We start from the raw sequence: 2,365 nt of genomic DNA, 5'->3' as shown, positions 1-2,365 counted from the left end.
CTTTCCTCTTAATCTGCGGGTTCGGGGTTCAAGTCCCTGGCGGTGCACCCATCCTGACCTGGTGTTCTCGGTCGGATCACTATCAAAACAAGGTTTTTCTTAGGGTGACGTGTACCTCACTGTACCCACGCCGCGTGTTCTGTTCTTCGGTCTGCCGGTGGCGCCTGCTATCCGAGAACGTACGACTCGTCGCCGAAATCGGCCACGATCTTCAATGTGCCGCCCAGCGCCTGGACGTACGCGGCAAGGGTGTCAACCTCGCTACGTTCCAACTGGCCCTTCTCGATGCGGGACACGCGGGCCTGTGTCACTCCCATCGCCTTGGCTACCTCAACTTGAGTCGCATGCTGACGTCGACGCACCTCCGTGAGCCGGAATGCCCGTGCGTGGGCGATGAGGCGCTGCGCACCGGCGCTGATCTCTTCACGTTCGGCGGCGGTGAAGGCGAGCTCGTCAGTGAGATCCTCCCACGAGCGCGCTTGCGGGTCCTTCAGGTGGTCAGTCACTGGTCGTCTCCTTACGTCTTCATCCGCTTGATGTGCTCCGCGTATGCCGCCTCTGCTAACGGAATCGCTGTGCGATACCAGCCCCGCCAGTTGCCAGCCTTGTCTCCACCTACCAGGATCACTGCCTGTCGCTCCGGATCGAACACGAACAGCAGCCGGACCTCGCTCGGCCCGACTGATCCGGGTCGCAGTTCCTTGAGGTTCGATAACGTTGAACCCTTGATCGTGTCCACGAGGGGGCGGCCAAGAGCCGGTCCCTCGATCCGCAGTGCTTCGATGGCTTGACTGATCAATATCAGCGTCTGTCGATCTGCGTGACGGAGCATATGCAGCCATGAGCGGGCTGGCTCCACCACGACGATCGACCAGGTCATCGACACTCCTTACGATCAAAATTATAACGGTGACAACATATGTCTTCAACGTTGTGTCGGTGAGTGGTCACCGGAAAAATATCCAAGGTCATGTCGTACCGCACGAAGATCGAAATTGGTGCGATCATGGTGCTCGTCCTGTTGCTGTGTACCGGAGGGGTGGCCGGTGGATGGGCCTGCCCGAGCGAGGCCGTGGCTGCTCCGATCCGTGTCCGTGTCCGTGTCCGTGTCCGTGTCCGTGTCCGTGTACCCATTGGTGTACCCAAGCCGGCGGACGTTGGCCGACGAGTACGAACACCGGCGGACGGCGAGCGCAGGTCACGCCGACACGGCGGACGTCCACGGACGAACCGCCTTTTCCTACGAGATTACGGCGGATCGTCTGGCAGTTCGGGTGGTCGGGGCCGGAGACCGCCTCAGCGATCCCCAACGCCCACTCGAAAGGATGAGGCCATGTGGTTACGGTTGCCAATTGGGGAAGAGCTGCGGGCGGAGCTGGGCTCACCCCGGCGGGCTCGCAGACTGGGCAGCAGCCCGCGATCACGGGTTTGGCGCGTGGAGCTGTCCGGAACACCCGTCGTGGTCAAGCAGCTCATCGATGCGCCCGATGCCCCCGAGAGGTACGCCCGTGAGGTGGCCGCGCTGAAGCTCGCGTCCCGGGTCGACCCGCCTGTGGTGCCGATGCTCCTCGGCGCTGATCCGGACCAACGAGTCCTGGTCCTGGAGCACTTGGAACATCAGCAGCCGCGCGAGGACTGGGTGGTCGACTACGCTGAGGCGCTGGCGCGGCTCCACGCCGCCACCGGAGCCAAGGACGCAGGGGTCCTCCGTCTCTGGTCAGGCCCGACCCACGACGACGTTGACTCCTTCCTCGGGCTTGCCCAAGCGCTCGGCGTCGCAGTGCCCTGCGGAGTACGAACCGAGCTGGACGACATCGTGAACCGCCTGGTCCGCTCGCCGGGCCATGCCCTGCTGCACGGCGACCCTTGCCCCGGCAACGACAGGCACACCAGCAGCGGTGTCAGGTTCATCGACTTCGAACAGGCAGCGTTAGGCAACGGGCTCACAGAACTCGCATACTTACGCATCGGGTTCCCGACCTGCTGGTGCGTCACCGCCCCGCCCCAGCACCTGCTGGAGGCGGCAGAGGCCGCCTACGGTGCGGCGTGGCTCCAGGAGACCGGTAGCGATGTCCCGAATGATCTCATCGCCGCATGTGCCGGCTGGCTGCTACGAGGCGACGCGCTGGTCCAGCGGTCCCAGCGCGGGACCGCCGACCACCTGGCCGACATCCCGAACCGCGATTGGCGGTGGGGCACGGCGACGGCCCGCCAACGGCTCGTCCATCGCCTCGGAATCCTCAGCCAGATGACCGCTCACGGCGGCGAGCTGGAAGGGCTCGGGCAGCTCGCCGCGACCATGCGCGACGACATCCTCGCCCGTTGGCCCTCACTTCAACCGCTGCCCGCACAACGGCCGTAAGAG

At 64.5% G+C, this 2,365-nt stretch carries 3 protein-coding genes; 1 reads left to right on the top strand and 2 read right to left on the bottom strand.

Annotation, left to right across the window (positions count from 1 at the left end; translation table 11 throughout):
- Positions 1–167: 167 nt before the first annotated feature.
- Complete coding sequence (locus U9980_RS19015) at positions 168–506, bottom strand: XRE family transcriptional regulator (protein WP_322769156.1); 339 nt, start codon at positions 504–506, stop codon at positions 168–170.
- 11 nt (positions 507–517) lie between these two features.
- A complete protein-coding gene (locus U9980_RS19010; protein WP_322769155.1) occupies positions 518–880 on the bottom strand; it encodes a type II toxin-antitoxin system RelE/ParE family toxin in 363 nt (120 codons plus the stop codon).
- 453 nt (positions 881–1,333) lie between these two features.
- Between U9980_RS19010 and U9980_RS19005 the strand changes: the two genes are divergently transcribed.
- Positions 1,334–2,362 (top strand): aminoglycoside phosphotransferase family protein, encoded by a 1,029-nt coding sequence (locus U9980_RS19005; protein ID WP_416210323.1) that lies wholly within the window; start codon positions 1,334–1,336, stop codon positions 2,360–2,362.
- Positions 2,363–2,365 lie beyond the last annotated feature (3 nt).

Origin of the sequence: Protofrankia sp. Cr1, from assembly GCF_963555865.1 — a bacterium.
Classification (GTDB): domain Bacteria; phylum Actinomycetota; class Actinomycetes; order Frankiales; family Frankiaceae; genus Protofrankia.
The sequence above is the reverse complement of the archived record's forward strand: the minus strand, read 5'-3'. Positions and strand labels throughout refer to the sequence as shown.